Origin of the sequence: Neoroseomonas rubea, from assembly GCF_016106015.1 — a bacterium.
In the GTDB taxonomy this organism is placed as follows: Bacteria; Pseudomonadota; Alphaproteobacteria; order Acetobacterales; family Acetobacteraceae; genus Neoroseomonas; species Neoroseomonas rubea.
Genome location: NZ_JACADQ010000006.1, coordinates 30,954 through 53,414 on the forward strand (window position 1 = coordinate 30,954; position 22,461 = coordinate 53,414).

Consider the following 22,461-nt stretch of genomic DNA (forward strand, 5'->3'; position numbering starts at 1 on the left):
ACGCGGGGCGCCCTTGCGCGCCCCGCGCCACGGTGCCTATCAGCCGCGCATGATCCGCGCCGTTCGTCTCGCCTCTCTTGCCCTCGCACTCCTGCTCGCCGGTCTCTGGGCTGTCGCTTGGTTCGGGCGTGCGCCCGGCGAATCGCTTGCCGACGCCTTTCTTCGTCGCGTTGCCGTACTGACCGGCATGGACATGCCGGCACCGTCCGCCGGCGGCATCCAACTTGCGCAAGGCGTGGTACTTGGCGGCCCCTTCACGTTGACGGACCACACCGGCCGCGCCGTGACCGAGCGCGACTTCGCCGGTCGCGCAGTCCTGTTGTACTTTGGCTACACATATTGTCCGGATGTTTGCCCGACCGAACTTGGCACCATCGCCGCCGCGCTGGATGCGATGGGCCCGGCTGGGGAACGCGTGACGCCGGTCTTCGTCACGATCGATCCCGAGCGGGATACCCAGGCGGCCCTTGCCGACTATGTGTCCCGATTCCATCCACGCATGGTTGGCCTGACCGGCACGGCCGAGCAGATCGCGCAGGCCGCGCGCGCCTATCGCGTGTACTACGCCAAGGTCCGTCCCCGCGACCTGGGTGACTACCTGATGGACCACTCGTCCTTCATCTATTTCGTCGGCCCGGATGGTCGCGTGAGAAGTCTCTTCCGTCCCGAGACCACACCCGAGGCGATTGCCGCCGCCGTGGCTGCGCAACTGCGCGCTTTATGAGACGCGGGGTTCCGCAACCGGGCGGCAATGGCTATGTTCCCTTTGCCGTGTGTCCGAAGCCCCCCGAAGGGCGCGACGGCGGAACGACGAAGGGGCAGGCGCTATGTCTTTTGAGGATTCAGATGGCGCGCAGGGCGCCGAAGGTGGCCGTGGTGGCGGCTCCGCGCCGCGGCATACACGCCGCCTGTCGGACAAGATCCTCATCGCCTTTCACCATGCCTGCGACCAGGGCGACTTCGAGGTGGCGGAGGACCTGCTGCGCATCCTCGAAATGATGCTGACACGTCGACCGACCGCTCCGGATTCCAACCGACGCAAGAATCTCGAGAGCCTCGTCGCCGCGCATGAGCGCCTTTGGCTCCTCCGCCATCCGGAAGTGAAGGACCAGTAGGCCGGGGCTGACGCGGGCGTCACTCGACCATCAGGCCGGCCCGAGCGAAGCGGCGCCTCGCAGCACTTGCTCCACGGCCATAGTGAAGGTCCCGTCAGGAAGGTGCAGGGCCAGGGGAGGCAGGATGCGTGCCGATCCATTTGCCCCCTTGCGGGCGCGCATAAGAACCCGTTTCGCCTCCATTCCCTCTCGCGGAGCGAGTGGCAAGAGTAGCGTGGCGCCCAACCCCGCCCCGCGCAGCGCGGCGACGCCGACATCGAAGCGCGCCGCGGGCAGAATCATGGATGCCGTGCCACCCGAGCGGAGTCCCGCCGCAAGGAACACGGCCCAGGCACCGAGCCCCACTTCGGACTCATGGGTCGCCGCACGGCGTATCGCGCCTGGCGGCGGCGTGCCGCCAGGCCAGAATGGCGGATTCGCAAGGGCGTGGTGAAACGGCCCAAGCGAGCGCGCCAGGGCCACGTCCGCGACATCGCCTTCCTCCACCCTCGCCGCGACGCCATTCACGGCCGCGTTTTCCCGTGCGAGCGCTGCCATGCTGGCCTCCCGCTCGACGGCGGCGACGTCCAAATCTGGGACACGCGCCGCGAGGCAAAGGAAGGCAGCACCGGTTCCGCAGCCGGCCTCGATCATCCGCTCTCCGGGACGCGCCGGCACGAAGGCGGCGAGCAGCACCGCGTCAAGGCCCGCACGAAAGCCATCCCGCGGCTGGCGCAGACGGATGCGGCCGCCGAGCATCAGGTCTTCGGTGGTCTCGATCACGCCAGTGCCTCGCCTGCCTCGGCAAGGACGGCGCGCGCCCGCGCCTCGTCATCGGTCGCCACGGCCAGGCGGCGCGGGAAGGCGCCGATACCGCCTTCCACGGCGCTGATGTGCGCGTCGAGCACGATTGTCTCGATGCCGGCATCGGCCAGCAGGGCGCGGAGGAAACTCAGCCTGACCGGATCCGTCGTGGTAGCGACAACGCGCATCGCAAGTCCATTTCCCTTGATTTTCCGCCGCTTGCCGCCCCGGCGGGCGGCGCCTATGGTGCCGCCCACACCAGGAGCAGAGCAAGGGTGAGCGCAACAGCATCGCCACGCGTCGCCCCGCCGGCCGCGCGGGGCGAGGACGCGCTGACCACATTGATCGCGCTGCTGCGCGACGATCTAGAAGCCTGCAACCGTGTGATTGTCGAGCGGATGCAGAGCGACGTGGCGCTCATCCCACAGCTCGCCGCGCACATCGTCGCAGCCGGCGGCAAGCGCCTGCGACCGCTGCTGACACTCGCCGCCGCGCGCATGTGCGGCTATCGCGGCGACCGGCATGTCGGCCTCGCCGCCTGCGTCGAGTTCATCCATACCGCGACGCTGCTGCACGACGATGTCGTCGACGAGAGCGCGCTGCGCCGCGGCCAGGCCTCGGCGAACGCCCTGTTCGGCAACAAGCCCTCGGTGCTCGTTGGCGATTTCCTGTTCTCCCGCGCCTTCCAGCTGATGGTGACGGATGGGTCGCTCGAGGTGCTTCGCATCCTGTCCGAGGCTTCCGCGACGATCGCGGAAGGCGAAGTGCTGCAGTTGATGACGCAGAACGACACCACGACCACCGAGGCGCAGTATCTCGCGGTGATCGAAGGCAAGACCGCGGCGCTCTTCGCCGCGGCGACCGAGGTCGGTGCCGTCGTGGCCGGCCAGCCTCCGGCCGCGCAGGCGGCGCTTCGGGAATTTGGCATGGCGCTCGGCGTCGCCTTCCAGCTGGTGGACGATGCGCTCGACTACAGCGCGGACCAGGAAGCACTCGGCAAGACGGTCGGCGACGACTTCCGCGAGGGCAAGATCACGCTTCCCGTGCTGCTCGCCTTCGCGCGCGGCGATGATGCGGAACGCGCCTTCTGGCGCCGCACGCTCGAGGATCGCGACCAGGCGGAAGGCGACCTTGCCCAGGCCCAGGCGCTGATCACCAGGCATCGCGGCCTTGCCGATACGATCGACCGCGCGAGGGCCTATGGCGACCAAGCGCTGGCGGCGCTGGCGGGCTTTCCGGACGGCGCCGAGAAACGAGCGCTCGCCGACGTGGTCGATTTCTGCATCGAGCGCGCGCGGTAGCCTCAGCCCCAGGGCGGCGCCACGTCCGGCCGCCCGCGCCGCATCCGCCCGCGCGAGAGTTCCGTCACCACCCCGTGCAGGGTGCGGAGTTCCTGCTCCGTCACCTCGCCGCGCTGGAACCAGTGGCGAAGGTTGCGCACCATGCCCGGACGCTTTTCGGCATGGTCGAGGAAGCCGCTGGCATCCAGTTCCGCCACCAGACGTCCGAGAAAGGCTTCCAGTTCTCCCTTGGTGGCGATGCGCGTCTCGTTGGTCATCAGCACGCGCGGCGGCGTCGTCTCGGCCGCGGTCCACCATTCATAGGCCAGGATCATCACGGCCTGGGCGAGATTGAGCGACATGTGCTCGGGGTTCAGCGGATAACGCACCAGCGTATCGGCGCAGGCCGCGTCATCATTCTCGAGCCCCGCGCGCTCGGGTCCGAACAGCACGGCCGAGCGCAGCCCCCGCGCGGCGATGTCGCGCAGATCCTCCGCCGCCGCGCGCGCGGTGCGGACCGGGATGACGATGTGGCGTGGCCGTGGGCATGTGGCCATCACGCGGTGACAATCGGCGACCGCCGCCGCGACGCTGTCGAAGACCTGCGCGTGGTCGAGGATCGCATCGGCACCGGAGGCTGCGGGATAGGCATCGGCCTGCGGCCAGCCGTCGCGCGGTGCGACCAGGCGCAGGTGGAACAGCCCGCCATTGGCCATGGCGCGCGCCGTGCTGCCGATGTTGCGCGCCATTTGCGGGCGTACCAGGACGATGACGGGCGTCTCGCCCTCGGGCGCGGTGAGCCGCGCCCTGCCGTCCTTGCGCCCGCCGGTCATCGCGGCTGGCTTCGCGCGAGGAAGGCGCGCAGCTGCGCGATCTCGGCTTCCTGGGCACGGATGATGTTCTCGGCCAAGGCGCGCATCTCGGGATCGCGGCCGTGGCGTAGCACCACGCGCGCCATGTCGATCGCGCCCTGGTGGTGCGGGATCATGCCGGCGGCGAAGTCGCGATCGGCGTCGCCGGTGAAGCGGATCGCCATGTCGCGGTGCATCCGGTCGTTCGCGGCGCGGAATTCGCGCGTGGAGGCTGCCTCCTGCGCGCCGCGCGCGGGAGCGCCATGGCCTTGGTGGCCCTGCTGAGCCGCAGCGGGTACCGCGATGAGCGCGGCGATGATGGCGAGCGCGAAACGGGTCATGGGGGAGTCTCCCGGCTTGTTGCGTCCGGATGGGATGCTGCGGCTTCCCATCGTGGCAAGGTCAAGCACGACGCCAGGTCGTTCCGCCCGGCCCGTCTTCCAGCAGGATGCCCTGTGTCTTCAACTCATCGCGGATTCGGTCGGCCTCGCCGAAATTCCTCGACGCGCGCGCTGCCAGGCGGGCGGCAATGGCGGCTTCGATCATGGTGGCATCCTCGCCACCCTGCCGCCAGGCCGCCGGATCGCCGGCTCCAATGCCGAGGATCGACGCCGCCTCCCGGAACGCGGCCGCCGCGACACCCGGCGCCGGTGGTTCGGACAGGCCGGTTCGTTCCAGCACCACGGCGGGCGATCCACCGACGGTCACCGTATTCTCGAGCGTCCGCAGATCCCGCAGGCGGCCGAGGGCGAGCGGTGTGTTCAGGTCATCGAGCAGCGGCGCGATCACCCATTCGGCGAGTTGCCCCGCGAGCGGGCCACCCTGGGTAGCCGGCGCGCGCGAGAGCATGGCGTAGTGGTCGTCGAGCTCGGCCTTCGCCTCCCGCAGCCCGTCGATCGTGAAGTCGAGCGCGGCGCGGTAGTGGGTGCGCAGCAGCAGCAGGCGGAACGCCTCCCCCGCCCAGGCACCCTCGGACAGGATATCGCGCACCGTGCGGAAATTGCCGAGCGACTTCGACATCTTCTCGCCATCGACGAGCAGCATGCCGTTGTGCATCCAGTACTGCGCGAAGGCATGGCCGGGGAAGGCGCAGACGGACTGCGCGACCTCGTTCTCATGGTGCGGGAAGATAAGGTCGTGCCCGCCGCCATGGATGTCGAATTCCTCCCCCAGATGCTTCCAGGACATGGCGGAGCATTCGATATGCCAGCCGGGCCGGCCACGGCCCCAGGGGCTGTCCCAGCCCGGCGTGTCGGCGTCGGAGGGCTTCCAAAGCACGAAATCGCCGGCATCGCGCTTGTAGGGCGCGACATCGACCCGCGCGCCGGCGACCAGTTCGTCCGGGCTGCGGCCCGAAAGCCGCCCGTACTCGGCGAAGGACGGCACGCTGAACAGCACATGCCCGTCGGCCGCATAGGCGTGGCCATTCGCGATCAGCCGCTCGATCAACGCGATCATCTCGGCGATGTGTCCCGTCGCGCGAGGCTCGACATCCGGCGGCAGGGCGCCGAGGGCTGCCATGTCGCGGTGGAAGTCGGCGGTGGTGCGGGCGGTGATAATGGCGATCGGCTCGCCGCTCTCGCGGCTCCGCGCGTTGATCTTGTCGTCCACGTCCGTGATGTTCCGGACGTACGTCACCTTGGGGTAGAGCCGGCGCAGCAGGCGCGCGAGCACGTCGAACACCACGACAGGGCGGGCATTACCGAGATGCGCGAGGTCGTAGACCGTCGGTCCGCAGACATACATCCGCACATGGGTCGGATCGATCGGCACGAAGCGGCGCTTCGTGCGCGCCGCGCTGTCGTGGAGAAGAAGGTCGGTCATGGCGGTCCGGCGGGCTGGGGTAGCAGGCAGGCAAACGGGGAAAGGGCTTCCCCGGAGGAGCGGTTCAGCGACAGAGCGCGAGCGCGCAGGGCCTGGATGCGGACATGGACTATCTTGTGCGCCTTTCGGCGCGCCGGTTCAAGCGCCAGCCGAAAGCCGCAGCCGGAAGGCCGCACGGTCCCGGCCGATCAGCGGCAGGAGCGTGGCGAGGTCGGGCCCATGTTCCTCCGCCGTCAGGGCGAGGCGCAGCGGCAGGAACAGCGACTTTCCCTTGCGCCCGGTGCCCTCCTTAAGCGCGCCGGTCCAGGCGGGCCAGGTGGTGGCGTCCCAGGGTTCGGGCGGCAGGGCGGCGAGCGCCGCCTTGAGGAAATCGTACTCCCCCTCCTGCACCGGCGGCACGATGCTGCCGCGCACCACGTCGAGCCAGGGCCGTGCCTCCCGCAGCAGGTCGAGATTGCCGCGCACGGCGAGCCAGAAGGCCTCGTCCGCTCCCTCGGGCAACCGCTCGCGCACCGCCTCGAAGCCCGCGCCGTGCAGCACGCGCCTGTTCAGCGCGAGCAACTGCCGCGTGTCGAACCGCGCCGTGGCATGGGAGGAGCGGGTGATGTCGAACCCTGGCGCGAGGTCCGCCGGCATCCCCGGCACAGGATCGGCCGAGGAGCCGAGCGCGGCCAGGTAGCCTGCGAGTGCAGCCGGCTCGATCCCATCCTTGCGCAGATGGCGCAGCGAGACCGAGCTGAGGCGCTTGGAGAGCGCCCCGCCCGTCTCATCCGTCAGCAGCGGCAGATGACCGAAGGCGAGCCGCGCGGGATCGCCGCCCAGCGCCTCATAGAGGTCGAGTTGGATGCCGGTGTTGGTGACATGGTCCTCGCCACGGATCACATGCGTGATCCCCATCTCAAGGTCATCCACCACCGAGGTGAAGGTATAGAGCGGCGAGGCATCGGCGCGGATCAGGACGGGGTCGGAGATGGCCTGAAGCTTCACGTTGCGTCCGCCGAGGATCAAGTCCGTCCAGCCAACGGAGCGGGAGGAGAGACGGAACCGCCAGTAGGGCTGCTTGCCATTGGCGATGGCGCGGTCGATCTGCTCCTGCGTCATGCGGAGTGCTTCGCGGTCATAGACCGGCGGGCGGCCCTCACGGCGCCGGCGCTCCCGCTTGAAGGCGAGTTCGTCCTCAGTCTCGAAGCACGGGTAGAGGCGGCCGGAGGCCTTCAACCGCTCTGCCGCCGCGGCGTAGCGGTCAAGCCGCTCGGACTGCGCCACGCGCCCGTCCCAGTCGAGCCCGAGCCAGCGCAGATCCTCCTCGATCGCCACCGCGAATTCGGGCTTCGAGCGTTCGAGGTCGGTGTCGTCCAGCCGCAGCAGGAACTCACCCCCAAGCCGCCGGGCATGCAGCCAGTTGGCCAGCGCCACGCGGGCATTGCCGACATGCAGGAGGCCGGTCGGCGAGGGCGCGAAGCGGAGTTTCATCGGTTCGGATCAAGCGCCTGGTAGTCGGTGTCGGCCTTGCGCGCGGCCGGGTTGGCGATGCAGTGGTCGAGCCAGGACTTCAACTCGAAGCCGGGCGCGATCGCGTATTCGCCGAACATCATGAAGGCGCTGCGCAGCGCCTCGGGGTCGTCGTACTCCGCGCGCAGGTGCTCCACCTGGTCGCGCACGAAGCGGCGGGCGTATTCGGCGGCGACCTCCTCGCTGCGGAAACCATCGACACTCCATTCCTCGTCGGGATCCTGGTAGTGCGCGAAGTCGCCGCACAGCACCTGGAAGGTACTCATGGCGCGTCCTCGTCGTCGTCATCATCCTCATCGCGGCGCGGATCGAGGACGCGCCAGTTCCGTTCCTCGGCATCGCGCACGGGCGTGTCTGCGAAGTCCTTCAACTCGGCGCGGCTGACCCAGGCATCGTTGCCGGCGCCGAGCACCTCGGCATCCTCGCCGAATGCGAACCAGGCATCGAGAACGGCCTTCGCATCCATGCCCGGGGCGCGGCAACGCTCGACGGAATCGCGCACATAGCGGCGTGCGAAGGCGTTGGCGTGCTCGATGGTGATAAAGCCGGTGACGGTCTCGACCGGCTCGGAGCCGTTCGCGCCGGACAGGTCCATGATCTGCACGCCGTATTCCCCGCGCGGGAAGACCTCGGCCTCGAATTCTTCGCTCATCGGACCAGCGCCGTGAAGCCGTTGGTGATCGGGTAGCGGCGGTCGCGGCCGAAGGCGCGGGCCGTGATCTTCACGCCTGGTGGCGCCTGGCGCCGCTTGTACTCCGCACGGTCCAACAATCGCCACACGCGTAGCACCAGCGCGCGGTCATGGCCTTCGGCGACCAGGGCATCGACCGACTTCTCGCCCTCCACCAGCCCTTCCAGGATGGCGTCCAGCACTTCATAGGGCGGCAGGCTGTCCTGGTCCTTCTGGTCCGGCCGCAGTTCCGCCGAGGGCGGCTTGGTGATGACGCGCTCCGGCATAACCGCTCCGGCGGGTCCGCGCGCGCCGGCGGGCACATTCACGTTGCGCCAGCGGCAAAGCGCGAAGACGGTCGTCTTATAGACATCCTTCAGCACGGAATAGCCGCCGGCCATGTCGCCATAAATGGTCGCGTAGCCGGTCGACATCTCGCTTTTGTTGCCAGTGGTCAGCAGCATCTCGCCGAACTTGTTGGACAGCGCCATCAGCGTCACGCCGCGGATGCGCGACTGGATGTTCTCCTCGGTGATGTCGGGCGGACGGTTGCCGAAGGCCGGCGCGAGCATGGCGCCGAAGGCCTCCATCGCGGGCCCGATCCCGATCGTGTCGTAGCGGATGCCGAGAAGGCGGGCGCATTCCGCCGCATCCTCGAGGCTTTCGCCGCTGGTGTATGGCGATGGCATCATCACGGCACGGACGCGGTCCGACCCCAGCGCATCGACGGCGACCGCGGCCGACAGTGCCGAATCGATCCCGCCCGACAGCCCCAGCACGACGCCGGGGAAGCCGTTCTTGCCGACATAGTCCGCAAGGCCCAGCACCATCGCGGCGTAGACCTGCCCGAGCCTGTCCGGCGGCGGCACCACCGCGCCCGGCGCGCAGACCAGCCTTTCGCCTTCCCGGTGCCATTCGGTCAGCCGCACTTCCTCGGCGAAGCTCGGCATCAGGTGGGTCAGGGAGCGATCCGGATTCAGCACGAAGGAGGCGCCGTCGAAGACGATCTCGTCCTGCCCGCCGACCTGGCCCAGGAAAACGAAGGGCAGGCCGGTCTCGACCACGCGCGTCACCGCGAGCGGCAGGCGCTGCCGTTCATGCTTGTCGGCCTCGAAGGGCGAGCCGTTGATCGACAGCAGGATCTCGGCGCCGGTCTCGCAGAGCGTCTCGGCAACGGTCGGCAGCCACCAATCTTCGCAGACCATCAGGCCGATGCGAAACCCGCGGAAGACGATGGGGCCAGGCACGGGACCGGGATCGAAAACGCGCTTCTCGTCGAACACGCCGTAATTCGGCAACTCGTGCTTGGCGCGACGGGCGGCGATGCGCCCGCCTTCCAGCAGGAACGCCGCGTTGTGCAGTTTCTCCCCATCCTGCCAGGGACCGCCCACGATCATGCCGGGGCCGCCATCGGCCGTCTCGGCGGCCAGTGCGGCGATCACCTCGGCGCAGGCTTGGACATAGGCCGGCTTGCGGACGAGATCCTCGGGCAGGTAGCCGCCCACCGAGAACTCCGGCGTGACGAGCAGGTCGGCGCCGAGGCGCGCCGCCTCCGCCCGCGCGGCGCGGATGCGGTCCGCATTCGCGGTCAGCGCACCCACATGGGTGGTGTTGATCTGCGCAAGCGCGATCTTCAGCGTTTCGGCCATGATGGGCGGAACCTAGGTATGCCGGGGGTGGGGGTCAACGCGCGCCGCCCATGCCGAGCGCAAGTCCGGCCGAAACCGCGAGCACGGCGAGGATCCCAGCCGGGGCCAGCGCCTCCCCCAGCAGGGGCCAGGCGGCCGCGGCGACGATGCCAGGCACGGCTGCGCCGATCATGGTCGTAATCGTCGGTCCCAGCGCGGCGACCGAGCGGGTGTAGAGGATGCCCGCAACCACCGCCGCGCCGATGCCCTGAAAGGCCGCCTGGCCGAGGATCGCGCCCCAGGATGCCTCGGCGAGCCCCGAAGGCAGGAAGAGCCACCAGACCGGGAGGTAGATCGGCGCCGCCAGCAGGCCGATCGCAAGCGTCGTGTCGAGCGCCGGCAGAGCCCAGCGCTGCACAAGCAGCGTGTAGACCGCCCAGGACGAGACGGCGGCCAGGAACAGCAGGTCGCCGCGCCACGCCCCGGGCGCGGCGCCGCCGCCCGTCAACGCGAGCGCGAGGCTACCCAGCACGATTCCGAGGATGCCGAGCCACTGCCGCGTCGCCAGCCGGGCAACGCCGGTCGCGAGACCGAGCAGCGCCGTCACCGCCGGCAGGCCGGCGGCCATGATCGTGGCGCCATGCGCCGCCGGCGCGAAGGCGAAGCCGGCATAGGCGAGCACCGGGAAGCCGAAGCCCGCGAAGACGAGCACTGCCAGCAGGCGGCGCGGCGCGATCCGCGGCGGGCCGCGCAGCGCCAGGAAGGGCAGCACGCAGAGGAAGGCCCCGCCATAGCGCAGCGCAGCGATGTCCCAGGGCGTCAGCGCATCGCGCGCCACATGGCGGGAGACAAGGTGGAAGCTGGCCCAGACGACCAGCAGCAGCATGGCGCAGGCCCAGCCGATGCGGCGTTCCCGCGCCGCAGCCGCGCCATTCACCCGTGGCCGCCGTTCTTCTTCCGCGCCTCGCCGTGCCGCAGCAGGAATTCCCGCCCCACCTTCACGCGCGGCACGCCGTCGTACTCGACGATATCGGCAGTGGCGTAGGTCTCGTTCCAGGCGTCCGGAATGAAGGATCCGGTGCCGACCACGTCGATCGGGGCCTTTGCCTCGGCCATGACGCGGCATTTGCCGACGCCGAAGCCGGAGGAGGCAACGATGCGCACCTTCGGGAAGCCAGCCTGGTCGAGCGCCTCCCGCATTTTCCAGACGGCGGCGGCGGAGACGCCGGTGCCGACCAGATGGCGGAGCTCCGTCTCGCTACGATAGCGGCGGATCGCGCCGGGCGCGTGACGTTCCAGCACGGCGTAGGATTCCGCGGGGTCGAGCCCCTCGAGAAAGCGACCGCCATGCGTGTCGAGCCGCATCGCGAGCTGTCCCCCGGCGGCGAGGTCAGGGAAGCGGCGCGCGACCGCGAGCCCGTCCGTCACCTCCCGTCCGAAATAGTCGACCAGCACGGTCAGCGCTTGGTCCGGGAACGTCTCGTGGAACATCTCCGCGGCGCGCACCGTAGTGCCCGCGTAGCCGATCAAGGCATGCGGCATCGTGCCGTAGCCGGATGTCTGGCCGAACCAGTGCGCGGTCGCGTCATTCGCGTTGCCGATGAAGCCCTTCGCCCCTTCCCGCTGTGCTGCGCGGCTGCCGACGGAGGCGGCGTAGGCCATCATCTCCTGCATCTCGGCGCCGGCGCAGTGCCGGGCTTCCATGGCGAGGAACGCAACCTGGGGAAGCTCCAGGCACATCTGGTACGCATTGTGCGCGGCAACGCAGGCCGCGCCCAGCTTCTGCAGCAGGATCGTCTCGAGGTCCGACAGTGCGACGAGGGACCCGGTGAGGTAGAGCAGCGGATCGCCCGCACCGACCCATTGGCCTTCCTCGTGCATCACCTCGATCTTGATCTCCATGCCGCGCGCCGCGGCCACGGCACGCAGCCAGTCGAGCATCAGGCGCGGCGCCGAGACCACCGGCCGCCGGAGAAACACCGCATAGGTCACGCGCGTATCGCCGAAGCGGGCCACGATCGCCTTGGTGCGGTTGAAGTAGCTGTCGGTGCGCGCGGCGATGGCAGCATCCGTCGTATCAGACGGAGCGGAAGCGGGTCCGCCCCGTTTCGGCACGCCGATGGTCAGCGCGGCGCCGAGCGAGCCGGCGCCGAGCGCGGGTGGCTTGTTCACTGCGCAGCCTGGGCCGGCGCGGCCTGCGCGGCGGCCTTGCGCGCCTTCAGTTCCTCGGCGATCAGGAAGGCCAGTTCCAGCGACTGTTCGGCATTCAGCCGCGGGTCGCAGGTGGTGGCGTAGTTGGCCGAGAGGTCGGCCTCGGACAGGCGGTGCGCACCGCCGAGGCACTCCGTCACCTCCTGCCCCGTCATCTCCACATGGACGCCACCGGCGACCGTGCCCTCGGCCTCATGCACGTCGAAGAAGCGGCGCACCTCCTCGAGGATCGCGTCGAAGGCACGCGTCTTGTAGCCGGCGACGGTGGTGGTGTTGCCGTGCATCGGGTCGCACAGCCAGACGACGTTGCGCCCGGCGTCGCGAACGGCGCGGACGAGCGCCGGCAGCTTCGCTTCCACCTTTTCCGCCCCCATGCGGGAGATGAGCGTCAGCCGCCCCTTCTCGTTCGCCGGGTTCAGGATCTCGGTCAGGCGGACCAGTTCGCCCGCCTCCATCGTCGGCCCGACCTTCATGCCGATCGGGTTCTTCACGCCGCGGAGGAATTCCACATGCGCCCCGTCCGGCTGGCGCGTGCGGTCGCCGATCCAGAGGAAATGGGCCGAGCAGGCATAGGCGTCGCCCGTGGTGGAATCGATGCGCGTGAGCGCCTGCTCATAGGGCAGCAGCAGGCTTTCGTGGCTCGTGTAGAAGTCCGTCTCGCGCACCTGGGGCAGGTCCGACATTCCGCAGGCCTGCATGAAGTTCAGCGTCTGGTCGATGCGCGTCGCGAGGTCCGCGTAGCGCTCGGCCAGCGGGCTGCGGGCGACGAAGCCGAGGTTCCACCGATGGACATGGTGCAGGTCGGCGTAGCCGCCGGTCGCGAAGGCACGCAGCAGGTTCATCGTGCCGGCGGACTGCATGTAGGCGAATTCCATGCGCGCCGGATCGGGGATACGGGCCTCGGCGGTGAAGTCGGGCCCGTTGACGATGTCCCCGCGATACGACGGGAGCGAGACGCCGTCGCGCGTCTCGGTGTCGGACGACCTCGGCTTGGCAAACTGCCCGGCCATGCGACCAAGCTTCACCACGGGCACCTGCCCGCCGAAGGTCAGGACCACCGCCATCTGCAGAAGCACCCGGAAGGTGTCGCGGATAACGTTGGCGGTGAAGTCGGAGAAGCTTTCCGCGCAATCCCCGCCCTGCAGCACGAAGGCTTCGCCATCGCCGGCACGCGCGAGCGCCGCCCGGAGGCGCCGGGCCTCGCCTGCAAACACCAGCGGGGGAAATCGCGCGATCTTCCCTTCCATCGCGGCAAGCGCCGCCTGGTCGGGATAGTCCGGCACTTGCCGGATCGGCATCGCCCGCCAGGACTCCGGGCTCCAGCCTCGCGCGATCATTGTCTGGCACTCTCCTCCAAGAAGATCCCCCAGCATAGCCGCCCCGCCGGGGATGGGGGAAGCGCCGGGGCCATGCGATGCTGGCGGGGCAAATGGGCCTGGGAGGCGCGGCATGGGCATGGCGGATGCGATCGGGATCCTGATGCAGGGGGCCGTGCAGGCGGGGAAAGTGCCCGGCGTCGCGGTCGCGCTCGGCGGGCGGGAGGAGGAGGGCTTCGCCGCCGGCTACGGCCTGCGCCGCCTCGGCGCGCCGGAACCGATGGCCGCGGACAGCGTCGCCTGGATCGCCTCCATGACCAAGGCGGTCACCGCGACGGCGGCGATGCGCCTGGTCGAGCAGGGGCGCCTGTCGCTCGATGCGCCGGCATCGGATGTGGCGACCGACCTCGCGAAGGTGCAGGTCCTGGAAGGCTTCGCCGAGGACGGGACGCCGCGCACCCGCCCGCCCAGGCGCCCGGTCACGCTGCGCCACCTGCTGACCCACACCTCCGGCTTCGCCTACGACATGTGGAGCCCGGCCATCGGGCGCTTCCGAAAAGTGACTGGCACGCCCTCCGTCACCACGTGCCGGAATGCCGCGCTGGCCCTGCCCCTGCTGTTCGACCCAGGTGAGGCCTGGACCTACGGCATCGGCATCGACTGGGCGGGGAAGATGGTTGAGGCGGCGAGCGGCGAGCGGCTCGGCGCGCATCTGGAGCGCACGCTGTTCGCGCCGCTCGGCATGGCGGATACGGCGTTCCGGTTGAGTGACGAGATGCGTGCACGGCTGGCCTCCGTCCACAGCCGCGCACCGGACGGCGCGCTCGCCCCGACGGATTTCGAGGTGGTGCAGGCGCCGGAATTCGAGATGGGTGGCGGCGGGCTCTATTCGACGGTGCGCGACTATCTGCGCTTCGCGCGCATGCTGCTGAACGGGGGGCGGTTTGGCCGCGACCGCTTCCTGAAGGCGGAGACGCTCGCCGAGATGGCGCGGGACCAGATCGCGCCGCTGTCCGTCACGCCCATGGTCTCGGCGGCTCCGGCGGCGACGAACGATGTGGATTTCTTCCCCGGCCTGCCCTGCGGCTGGAGCCTGACGCATCTCGTCAACCGCGCGACGACGCCGCAGGGGCGGTCGAAGGGCTCGCTCGCCTGGGCGGGGCTCGCGAATACCTATTGCTGGATCGATTTCGGGCGCGGCACGGCGGGCGTCTTCGTCAGTCAGATCATGCCCTTTTTCGACGCCGAGGCGGTCGCGCTGTTCCGCGGCTTCGAGGCGCGGGCAAACGGGCTGGCCTAGGTCTCACTCCGCCGGCGCGAATGCCCGTGGCCGCGCCGCCTCCTCCCGCGGCAACAGCAGCGCCGCGGCGAGCATCGCCGCCGTCAGGGCGGCGAGGATCGCGAACAGCGTCGGCGCGCCCGAAGCCCCTTCCGCGTAGGTCCAGGCGACCAGGTTCACCCCGATCGGCGCCGCAGCGAAGCCCATGGCGAACTTCATCCCGAAGGCCAGGCCCCGCCGCCGTCCTGAGGAATAGCGCGCAAGAAGCAGGTTCTCGACCGGCGCCGACATGTCGAAGGTGAAGCCGATGAGCGCGGCGGCCAGCACCGCGCCCGGCCCACCGATCATCCCGGCGAGCGCGAGCGGCACCAGCTTCAGCACGAAGGTCGCGACATAGAGCCACTTGAACGGCAGCCGGTCCGCCAGCCTGCCACCGACCAGTTGCCCGACACTGCCGAGCAGCAGCGTCGCGCCGACAACCAGGCCGAGTTGCGCTGCCTCCCCCGCGTCGAGCGCCAGCGTGTCGCTCAGCCATTTCGGCAATGCTGTCTGGAAGGCCTGGTAGACGATGGAGCCCAGGGTGAAGGTCACGGCGAGCACGACCAGCACGCCGAGTGGCGCGCGACGGTCGGGCTCCGCGCCCATCGCTTGGGCGGCGCGCGCGGGGGCGGCGCTCGCGACGCGGCCGGTCAGGATCGCCATGACCAGCATCACACCGCCCGCGACGGTGAGCACGCCGGGCACGATCAGCGCTGCGCGCCAGCCGGCGAGGGAGACGAGGCCGCCCGCAATCGCAGCCGCCAGGGCGACGCCGAAGGATCCAGCGATGCCGAGCCAGCCCATCACCCGCCCGCGGATCTCCACCGGCGCGGCCATCGAGACCCAGGCCATGCCGACCGGATGATAGAGCGCGCCGAACAGGCCGATGGCGGCCAGTGCCGCAGCCATGCCGGACGGGCCGGCGACCAGCCCCGCCACGACCGAGGACGCGCCGATGCCGACGTAGAAGACCGCCATCATGCGCGCATGGCCGAACCGGTCCGCCAGCCAACCCGCCGCCGGCGCGCCGAGGCCTATCAGCATCGCACCCAGGGTCCAGAGCGTGATGATCTCGGCATAGGGCTTCTCCCACACCCGCTCGAGCACGATGGCGAGCGTGAGAAAAATCCCGGTGAGCACGTGGTGCGCGAAGTGGCCCGCCGCGGCGAACAGGACGATCAGCCGCGCGGCCGGGGCCATCTACTGCGCCGCGGCCTGGACGCCGGCGACGCGCGTGCGCGTGCGCAGCGTCACGAACTCCTCCGCCGCCGTCGGATGGATGCCGATGGTGCGGTCGAAATCCTGCTTGGTCGCGCCCATCACCACGGCGATGCCGATGCCCTGCATGATCTCCGCCGCATCCTCGCCCAGCATATGCGCGCCGAGGACCTTCTGCGTGCGCTGGCAGACCACCAGCTTCATCAGCGTCTTGCGGCCATCGCGACGGCTGATCGTGTGGCGCATCGGCGTGAAGCGCGTGACGTAGATGTCCACCGGGCCGCGCGCCGCGGCCTCGGCCTCTGTCAGCCCGACCGTGCCGATCGGCGGCGACATGAAGACTGCGGTGGGCACGTTCTCATACGACGCGCGGCGGGGATTGTTGCCGTACAGCGTGTCCGCCAGCGCATGCCCGACCGCGGTCGCCATCGGCGTCAGATTCACCTGGTCGATCACGTCACCGATGGCGTGGATGTGGGGCTGGCTGGTGCGGTGTTCCTCGTCCACCGGGATCGCGCCCGTGGCGGTGATGGCGACGCCGGCCTTCTCCAGCCCGAGGCCGGCGGTTTTCGGCGCGCGCCCGGTGCAGAAGAAGACCGCGTCCGCCTCCTTCATGAAGCCGTTGGAGAGGGAGACCATCAGCCCCTCACCCACCTTGGCGATACGCGTCGGCGTCACATCCGGGTTGAGGCGGATGCCGTTCGCCGCCAGCGCTTCCGCCGCCGCGGCGCGCACATCCTCGTCGAAGCCGCGCAGCGGCAGGGCGGCGCGGTAGAGCAGGTCCACCTCCGCGCCGAGGCCATTCAGGATCGTCGCGAATTCGACGGCGATGTAGCCTGCGCCAATGACGATGGCGCGCTTCGGCAGCGCCTTCAGCGTGAATAAATCGTCGGAGACGAGGCCGAGTTCCGCCCCGGGGATCGGCAGGCGCATCGCCGTGCCGCCCGTCGCGATGACGATCCGATCGGCCGTGACGCGCTTCCCGCCGACATCGAGCGTGTGCGCATCCACGAAGATCGCGCGCGCGTCGAAGGAGGTGACGCCCGCGCCGGCGAGCAGCCTTCCATAGATGCCTGACAGCCGCGCGACCTCTGCATCCCGCGCCGCGGCCAGCTTCGCCCAGTCATGGCCATGCGCCGCGATATCCCAGCCGAAGGCGGCGGCCTCCGAAGCCCAAGCGCCGTATTCGGCGGCGTTCACCATGATCTTCTTCGGCACGCAGCCGACATTGACGCAGGTGCCGCCCCAGAAGCGTTCCTCGGCGACGGCCACGCGCGCGCCATGCCCCGCGGCGATCCGCCCGCAGCGAACGCCGCCCGAGCCGCCGCCAATGACGAAAAGATCGAAGTCGTAGGCCATGGAACGCTCCGCAAAGCTTCGGGGGGCCTCGCGGCCCCCCGGGTTCGACTCAGGTACCGATGCCACCAAGGGCGAGATACTTCATCTCGAGATATTCCTCGATGCCGTGGCTCGACCCTTCGCGGCCGAGGCCGGACTGCTTGAAGCCGCCAAACGGCGCCTCCGCGGTCGAGATGATGCCCTCGTTGATGCCGATGATGCCGTATTCCAGCGCCTCCGCGACGCGGAAGATGCGGCCGACATCGCGCGCGTAGAAGTATGCGGCGAGGCCGAATTCCGTATCGTTCGCGAGGCGGATGGCCTCCTCCTCGGTCTTGAAGCGGAACAGCGGCGCGACCGGCCCGAAGGTCTCCTCCCCGAAGATCTTCGCGGCGCGCGGCACGTTGGCGAGGATCGTCGGCTCGAAGAAATTGCCGCCGCGGGCGTGGCGCTTGCCGCCGGTGACGATGCTCGCCCCATGCGCCAGCGCGTCGGCGATGTGTTCCTCCACCTTCGCCACCGCATCGGCGTTGATGAGCGGCCCCTGTGTCATGCCGGGCTCCATGCCCGGGCCGACCTTCAGTTCCTCGACCGCCGCCTTCAGCTTCTGCGCGAAGGCGTCGTAGACGCCCTCCTGCACCAGGATGCGGTTGGCGCAGACGCAGGTCTGGCCGGTGTTGCGGTACTTCGACGCCATCGCGCCCTGCACCGCGGCGTCGAGATCGGCATCGTCGAAGACGATGAAGGGCGCGTTGCCGCCCAGTTCCATCGAGGTTTTCTTGATGGTCGCCGCGCATTGCGCGAGCAGCACGCGCCCGACCTCTGTCGAACCGGTGAAGGACAGCTTGCGGATGATCGGATTGGCCGTCAGTTCCTTGCCCGTCTCCCCGCTCGGCCCGGTGATGACGTTGCAGACGCCGGCCGGCATGCCGGCACGCTCGGCAAGAACGGCGATGGCGATCGCGCTGAAGGGCGTCTGCGACGCGGGGCGAATCACGCCCGTGCAGCCCGCGGCCCAACCGGGGCCCGCCTTGCGGGTGATCATCGCACTTGGAAAATTCCAGGGCGTGATGGCGGCGAAGACGCCAATCGGCTCCTTCGTCACCAGAATGCGCCGTCCCTTTGCGTTCTGCGGGATGGTCTCGCCATAGACGCGGCGGCCTTCATCGGCGAACCATTCGATGAAGCTCGCCGAATAGACGACCTCCCCCTTCGCTTCCGCAAGCGGCTTGCCCTGCTCGGCCGTCATGATGGCGGCGAGGTCGTCGGCATTCTCATGCATCAGTCGCGCCAGGCGATGCAGGATCGCGGCACGGTCCTTCGCCAGCATCGCGCGCCAGGCGGGGTATGCGGCGTTCGCAGCCTCGATGGCGCGGCGCGTCTCGGCCTGGCCCATGGCGGGGACATTGCCAATCACCTCGCCGGTCGCGGGATTGCGCACGGCGATGATCTTGCCGCTGTCGGCCTGCACCCAGGCGCCGCCGATGCAATTGGCCTGGCGGAACAGGTCGGGGTCCTTCAGCGGCATTTTCGCGACGGCGTCGAGCATGGCGGTCCCTCCTCTTGATTCGCCGGAAGATAGGCGCGGCGGGGGCGCGTGTCAGCCTCATGGCCTTGCGCCGGGCAGATGCGCGGGCATGATCGCCGCAATGTCAGGAGGAAGTGCCGATGGCCGGTCGCGACGCGACACATGATCCCGCGCTGCGCAGTTGGGTGGCCTCGGCCAATGCTCCAGGGACCAACTTTCCCATACAGAACCTGCCCTTCGGCATCTTCGACCGCCCGGGGGAGACGCCGCGGGGCGGCATCGCCATCGGCGATACCGTGCTGGACCTGCGCGCGGCGCGCGAGGCCGGGCTTATCGCCGGGGAAGCCGCAGAGGCGGCCTGTGCCCCGACGCTGAACCGGCTGATGGCGATCGGGCGGCCGGCATCCGCGGCGCTGCGGCGGCAGGTCTCCGCGCTGCTCGCCGCCGGCGCCTCGGCGCAGTCGGTCGCCGAGCGCATCCTGGTGCCGATGGACCAGGCGCGCATGCGCCTGCCCGCCGCGGTCGCGAATTTCTCCGACTTCATGGCCTCCTACGACCATTGCGCACGGCTCGGCGTGCGGCGGGACCCGAAGAACCCCCTGCCGCAGGCCTTCCGGCACCTGCCGGTCGCCTACCATTCGCGCGCCTCCTCGGTCCGGGTCTCGGGCGAGGCGGTCGCGCGCCCGAACGGACAGTGGCCGCGCCAGGACGGCACGATGCATTTCGGCCCGACCGAGGCGCTCGACTACGAGCTCGAGCTCGCCATCTGGATCGCGGGCGAGAATGCGCTCGGCACGCCGGTGCCGATGGCGCGCGCCCCCGACCGCATCTTCGGCTATGGGCTGCTCAACGACTGGTCGGCGCGCGACATCCAGCGCTGGGAGATGCCGCCGCTCGGCCCCTTCCTGGCGAAGAGTCTCTCCACCTCCGTCTCCCCCTGGATCGTGACGGCCGAGGCGCTGGCACCCTTCGAGGTGCCGCCGCCGGTGCAGGAGCCGCCGGCGCTGCCCTATCTCGACAATGCCTGGAACCGCAGCAGCGGCGCGCTCGCCGTCCGCATGAAGGCCGCGATCCTCACGCCGCGCATGCGCGCCGAGGGTGCGGCCCCCGTCACCCTGACCGACGCGCAATTCGCGGGCATGTACTGGACCGCGGCGCAGATGGTCGCGCATCACGCCTCCAACGGCTGCAACCTGCTGCCGGGTGATCTGCTCGGCAGCGGCACCGTCTCCGGCCCCGAGGACACGGCGCGCGCCTGCCTCGCCGAGATCGGCCTGACCGGCCCGGTCGCCCTGCACAACGGCGAGACGCGCCGTTGGATCCAGGATGGCGACGAGATCATCTTCACCGCCCGCGCCGAAGCGCCGGGCGCCGTCCCGATCGGCTTCGGCGAATGCCGCGCCGTAATCGCCCCCGCACCAGCCTGGCCCACGGAGTGAACCCCATGCCGCGCCGCATCGTCGACATCTCCTCCCCCCTCATGGCAGGCATCGCGAGCGACCCGCCGCACATGCTGCCGCAGATCGAGTATCTCGATCACCACATGACCGCGCCGGGCATGGCCAAGGAGTTCGGCATCGACGTCTCGCAGCTTCCGGAAGGCGAATACGCCGCGGTGGAGCGCGTGACGATCAGCACCCACAACGGCACGCATCTCGATGCGCCCTACCACTTCTTCTCCCGCATGAATGAGCGCAGCGTGCCGGGCGGGGAACCATCGTGGCGGATCGACGAGGTGCCGCTCGACTGGTGCTTCCAGCCAGGCGTGAAGCTCGACTTCCGCCACCTCCCCGATGGATACGTCGCGACGCCCGAGGACGTGCAGAAGGAACTCGAGCGCATCGGCCATGTTCTGAAGCCGCTCGAGATCGTGGTGGTGAACACGCGCGCGGGCAGCCGCTACGGGCAGGATGACTACATCCACACCGGCTGCGGCATGGGAAAGGCGGCGACGCTCTGGCTGATCGACCAGGGCGTGCGCGTCACCGGCACCGATGGCTGGTCATGGGACGCGCCCTTCTCCCTGACGAAGAAGAAGGTCGCCGAGACCGGCGATGTCGGCCTGATCTGGGAAGGCCATCGCGCCGGGCGCGAAACCGCCTATTGCCACATGGAGAAGCTGAACAACCTCGAGGCCCTGCCGCCCGACGGATTCATGATCTCCTGCTTCCCGGTGAAGGTGCACCGGGGCTCGGCAGGCTGGACGCGGGCGGTCGCGATCTTCGAGGAATAGGCCCTCTCAATCCGGTGTCGCGCCGGAAGCGCGCACCACCGGCGCCCACTTCGCCGCCTCGCTCCGGATGAAGGCGGCGCAGTCCTCGGGCGAGGACGGCGTCGCCTGGATGCCGCGCTGGGCGAGCGCCTGGACCACCTCCGGCTCGGCCAGCGCGGCCGTCGCCGCCCGGTTCAGCGTCGCGACGATCGGCGCAGGCAGTCCGCGCGGTGCCATCAGCGTCGACCAGTCCGCCATGTCGAAGCCCGTGAGGCCCGGCGTCTCGGCCATGGGCGGCAGCTCGGGCGCGAGCGGGCTGCGCGCCGCCGTCGTCACCGCCAGCAGGCGCACGCGCCCGGATTCGGCATGCGGCCGCGCGCCGGAAAAGGGCGTGAAGGCGATGTCCATCTTGCCGGTGATCAGGTCCGCGATCAGCGGCCCGCCGCCCCGATAGGGCACATGCGTATTGCGCACGCCAGCGATGGCGTTGAACTGTTCTCCGGCCAGATGCCCCGCGCCGCCGACGCCCGAGGTGCCGAAGGTCAGCGAATTGGCGCGCGATGCCGTGACCACCTCCGCCACGCTGCGCCACGGCCGATCCGACGGGACGGCGAGCACGTTGACGATCATCGCGACGCGCGTGATGGCGGTCAGGTCGTTCTGCGGATCGAAGGGCAGGTTGCCATACAGCGTCGGGTTCACGGCGAGGCCGCCGATCGTGCCGAGCAGCAGCGTGTGCCCGTCCGCCGGCGAACGCACGGCCGCCTCGGTCGCGATGTTGCCGCCCGCGCCCGGCCGGTTCTCGACCACGACCGACTGGCCGAGCGCGGCCTGCAGACGCGGCGCGAGCAGTCGTGCCGCCACATCCGTCGTCCCGCCCGGCGCGAAGCCGACCAGCAGGCGGATGGTGCGCGTCGGAAAGGCGGGCTGCGCACGCAGCGCAGGCGCGGCCAGCAAGGCGGGAAGGGCTGCGATGATATGGCGGCGGTTCGTCATCTCTCTTCTTTCTCCGGCAGCAGCGTGTCGCGCAGCCAGCCCGCGACGGCGCAGGCATCCGCGTCCTGGTCCATGAAGCCAGCAAGTTGCAGGCCAAGCGGCAGTTCGTCGACCGCCAGCAGGGGCAGTGCGAAGGCCGGGCCGCCCACCAGCGTCCAGGGCATCGCGAAGTTGCGCGACCCGGTGAAGGCATGGTCGGCGATCGCCGGTCCGCTCGAGCAGAGCAGGATGAACCCATCCGCGCGCGGCGCGAGTGCGGCGACCGCCGCGCGCAGCCTCTCCCGCGCCGCAAGCGCCGCTCGGTAGCGCGCGGCATCCATCGTCGCCGCGCGTGCCAACAGGTCCTGGATCCGCTCCCCGACCATCTCCGCGCCATGCGCGCGATAGGTGGCGAGCGGCCAGCGTGCCTCCCAGGCGAGCAGGTCGGTCGCCCAATCGGCGATGCCGGCCAGCAGCGCCTCCAAGGCAGCGACCTCCGGATCGGTCGCCGCGTCCAGGATGCGCACGCCGGCGCGGTCCAGGCGCGCGACCGCGGCCTCGAAGGCGGCACGCGACCCCTCGGGCGTCTCGGCCCATCCGAGCGTGCCGAGCCGCACCAGCGCGCGCGGCGCCCTGGGCGCAGGCGCTTCCTCCGGCCCCGCCAGCCCGGGATGCGGCGGCG

At 69.9% G+C, this 22,461-nt stretch carries 22 protein-coding genes and 1 pseudogene; 6 read left to right on the forward strand and 17 right to left on the reverse strand.

Going from position 1 to position 22,461, the window contains the following annotated elements; genetic code table 11:
• Positions 1–49: 49 nt before the first annotated feature.
• Both HW577_RS01740 and HW577_RS01745 read left to right on the forward strand, forming a co-directional pair.
• Complete coding sequence (locus tag HW577_RS01740) at positions 50–724, forward strand: SCO family protein (protein WP_198374327.1); 675 nt, start codon at positions 50–52, stop codon at positions 722–724.
• Positions 725–827: 103 nt separating this feature from the next.
• The gene (locus tag HW577_RS01745) at positions 828–1,115 is read left to right on the forward strand and encodes a hypothetical protein (RefSeq protein WP_198374328.1); all 288 of its coding nucleotides are present in this window, start codon (positions 828–830) and stop codon (positions 1,113–1,115) included.
• Between the two features lie 30 nt (positions 1,116–1,145).
• Here the strand turns inward: HW577_RS01745 and HW577_RS01750 are convergent, their stop codons facing one another.
• Together HW577_RS01750 and HW577_RS01755 are read right to left on the reverse strand one after the other, a co-directional pair.
• Positions 1,146–1,877 (reverse strand): tRNA1(Val) (adenine(37)-N6)-methyltransferase, encoded by a 732-nt coding sequence (locus tag HW577_RS01750; protein WP_332837323.1) that lies wholly within the window; start codon positions 1,875–1,877, stop codon positions 1,146–1,148.
• Positions 1,874–2,086: a putative signal transducing protein gene (locus HW577_RS01755; RefSeq protein ID WP_198374329.1), complete on the reverse strand. Its 213-nt coding sequence runs from the start codon at positions 2,084–2,086 to the stop codon at positions 1,874–1,876. Before HW577_RS01755 ends, HW577_RS01750 begins: the two co-directional genes overlap by 4 nt.
• An 87-nt stretch (positions 2,087–2,173) precedes the next feature.
• Here HW577_RS01755 and HW577_RS01760 point away from each other — a divergent pair, with 87 nt between their 5' ends.
• Positions 2,174–3,199, forward strand: a complete 1,026-nt coding sequence (locus HW577_RS01760; RefSeq protein ID WP_408639515.1) for a polyprenyl synthetase family protein — start codon at positions 2,174–2,176, stop codon at positions 3,197–3,199.
• A gap of 2 nt (positions 3,200–3,201) precedes the next feature.
• Here the strand turns inward: HW577_RS01760 and HW577_RS01765 are convergent, their stop codons facing one another.
• The 10 genes from HW577_RS01765 to HW577_RS01810 form a co-directional block, all read right to left on the reverse strand.
• On the reverse strand, positions 3,202–4,011 hold the full coding sequence (locus HW577_RS01765) for an RNA methyltransferase (RefSeq protein WP_198374330.1): 810 nt from the start codon (positions 4,009–4,011) through the stop codon (positions 3,202–3,204).
• Positions 4,008–4,370 (reverse strand): CopM family metallochaperone, encoded by a 363-nt coding sequence (gene copM / locus HW577_RS01770; RefSeq protein ID WP_198374331.1) that lies wholly within the window; start codon positions 4,368–4,370, stop codon positions 4,008–4,010. Before copM ends, HW577_RS01765 begins: the two co-directional genes overlap by 4 nt.
• A 61-nt stretch (positions 4,371–4,431) precedes the next feature.
• Positions 4,432–5,853 (reverse strand): cysteine--tRNA ligase, encoded by a 1,422-nt coding sequence (cysS, locus tag HW577_RS01775; protein ID WP_198374332.1) that lies wholly within the window; start codon positions 5,851–5,853, stop codon positions 4,432–4,434.
• Positions 5,854–5,991: 138 nt separating this feature from the next.
• Positions 5,992–7,326, reverse strand: coding sequence for a glutamate--tRNA ligase (gene gltX / locus HW577_RS01780; RefSeq protein WP_198374333.1), 1,335 nt, complete (start codon positions 7,324–7,326; stop codon positions 5,992–5,994).
• Entirely contained in the window at positions 7,323–7,631 is a 309-nt protein-coding gene (locus HW577_RS01785; protein WP_198374334.1) for a hypothetical protein, read from the reverse strand. Before HW577_RS01785 ends, gltX begins: the two co-directional genes overlap by 4 nt.
• Positions 7,628–8,017: a hypothetical protein gene (locus tag HW577_RS01790; RefSeq protein ID WP_198374335.1), complete on the reverse strand. Its 390-nt coding sequence runs from the start codon at positions 8,015–8,017 to the stop codon at positions 7,628–7,630. The genes HW577_RS01785 and HW577_RS01790 overlap by 4 nt, the downstream gene beginning before the upstream one ends.
• Positions 8,014–9,684: an NAD+ synthase gene (locus HW577_RS01795; RefSeq protein WP_198374336.1), complete on the reverse strand. Its 1,671-nt coding sequence runs from the start codon at positions 9,682–9,684 to the stop codon at positions 8,014–8,016. The genes HW577_RS01790 and HW577_RS01795 overlap by 4 nt, the downstream gene beginning before the upstream one ends.
• Positions 9,685–9,718: 34 nt before the next feature.
• The gene (locus HW577_RS01800) at positions 9,719–10,600 is read right to left on the reverse strand and encodes a DMT family transporter (protein WP_198374337.1); all 882 of its coding nucleotides are present in this window, start codon (positions 10,598–10,600) and stop codon (positions 9,719–9,721) included.
• Positions 10,597–11,778 carry a beta/alpha barrel domain-containing protein gene (locus HW577_RS01805; protein ID WP_198374350.1) on the reverse strand — a complete coding sequence of 394 codons (1,182 nt, stop codon included), beginning with the start codon at positions 11,776–11,778 and terminating at the stop codon, positions 10,597–10,599. The genes HW577_RS01800 and HW577_RS01805 overlap by 4 nt, the downstream gene beginning before the upstream one ends.
• 53 nt (positions 11,779–11,831) lie before the next feature.
• Entirely contained in the window at positions 11,832–13,211 is a 1,380-nt protein-coding gene (locus HW577_RS01810) for a class II 3-deoxy-7-phosphoheptulonate synthase (RefSeq protein ID WP_198374338.1), read from the reverse strand.
• A 112-nt stretch (positions 13,212–13,323) separates the two neighbouring features.
• Here HW577_RS01810 and HW577_RS01815 point away from each other — a divergent pair, with 112 nt between their 5' ends.
• Positions 13,324–14,490 carry a serine hydrolase domain-containing protein gene (locus HW577_RS01815; RefSeq protein WP_198374339.1) on the forward strand — a complete coding sequence of 389 codons (1,167 nt, stop codon included), beginning with the start codon at positions 13,324–13,326 and terminating at the stop codon, positions 14,488–14,490.
• Between the two features lie 3 nt (positions 14,491–14,493).
• Here the strand turns inward: HW577_RS01815 and HW577_RS01820 are convergent, their stop codons facing one another.
• The 3 genes from HW577_RS01820 to HW577_RS01830 are packed head-to-tail and all read right to left on the reverse strand — an operon-like array spanning position 14,494 to position 18,613.
• Positions 14,494–15,708: an MFS transporter gene (locus HW577_RS01820; RefSeq protein WP_198374340.1), complete on the reverse strand. Its 1,215-nt coding sequence runs from the start codon at positions 15,706–15,708 to the stop codon at positions 14,494–14,496.
• Positions 15,709–17,085: a glutathione-disulfide reductase gene (gene gorA, locus HW577_RS01825; protein ID WP_198374341.1), complete on the reverse strand. Its 1,377-nt coding sequence runs from the start codon at positions 17,083–17,085 to the stop codon at positions 15,709–15,711.
• A 49-nt stretch (positions 17,086–17,134) separates the two neighbouring features.
• Positions 17,135–18,613 carry an NAD-dependent succinate-semialdehyde dehydrogenase gene (locus HW577_RS01830; RefSeq protein WP_269769490.1) on the reverse strand — a complete coding sequence of 493 codons (1,479 nt, stop codon included), beginning with the start codon at positions 18,611–18,613 and terminating at the stop codon, positions 17,135–17,137.
• Positions 18,614–18,732: 119 nt separating this feature from the next.
• On the opposite strand from HW577_RS01830, the gene fahA reads away from it, so the two are divergent.
• Both fahA and HW577_RS01840 read left to right on the forward strand, forming a co-directional pair.
• Positions 18,733–20,031 (forward strand): fumarylacetoacetase, encoded by a 1,299-nt coding sequence (gene fahA / locus HW577_RS01835; RefSeq protein ID WP_198374342.1) that lies wholly within the window; start codon positions 18,733–18,735, stop codon positions 20,029–20,031.
• A gap of 5 nt (positions 20,032–20,036) precedes the next feature.
• On the forward strand, positions 20,037–20,825 hold the full coding sequence (locus HW577_RS01840; RefSeq protein ID WP_198374343.1) for a cyclase family protein: 789 nt from the start codon (positions 20,037–20,039) through the stop codon (positions 20,823–20,825).
• Between the two features lie 6 nt (positions 20,826–20,831).
• Here HW577_RS01840 and HW577_RS01845 read toward each other — a convergent pair whose 3' ends face one another.
• The gene (locus tag HW577_RS01845) at positions 20,832–21,800 is read right to left on the reverse strand and encodes a Bug family tripartite tricarboxylate transporter substrate binding protein (protein WP_198374344.1); all 969 of its coding nucleotides are present in this window, start codon (positions 21,798–21,800) and stop codon (positions 20,832–20,834) included.
• Positions 21,797–22,461 (reverse strand): annotated as a pseudogene (locus HW577_RS01850) (amidase family protein); the annotation flags it as partial. The gene HW577_RS01845 and the pseudogene HW577_RS01850, both read right to left, overlap by 4 nt.